At 33.1% G+C, this 278-nt stretch carries 1 protein-coding gene; it reads left to right on the top strand.

Annotated elements, in window-relative coordinates:
* Nucleotides 1–278 (top strand): MupG family TIM beta-alpha barrel fold protein (locus EN861_RS35180; RefSeq protein WP_135928271.1); only part of this gene is annotated, 278 nt, incomplete at both ends.

Genomic DNA, 278 nt, shown 5'->3' with positions numbered 1-278 from the left:
CAATTTTTATCCTCAAACCTATACTGGCTTATCATATCAACATTTTGTAAATACGAGTGAGGCTTATAAAAGAAATAATGTTCACACTGCAGCTTTTGTTACTTCACAAGAGGCAACAGTTGGACCTTGGATGATTATGGAAGGGTTACCTACATTAGAAAGTCATAGAAATTTACCTATAGCAGTACAAGTTAAGCATTTATTAATGACGAATTTAGTAGATGATTTTATTATTGGTAACGCATTTGCTTCTGAATCTGAGCTACAATCACTTTCAG

This window comes from Mesorhizobium sp. M8A.F.Ca.ET.218.01.1.1 (genome assembly GCF_004791165.1).
GTDB lineage: Bacteria > Pseudomonadota > Alphaproteobacteria > Rhizobiales > Rhizobiaceae > Mesorhizobium.
Note: the sequence above shows the minus strand (reverse complement) of the source record. Positions and strands in the feature narration are given on the sequence as shown.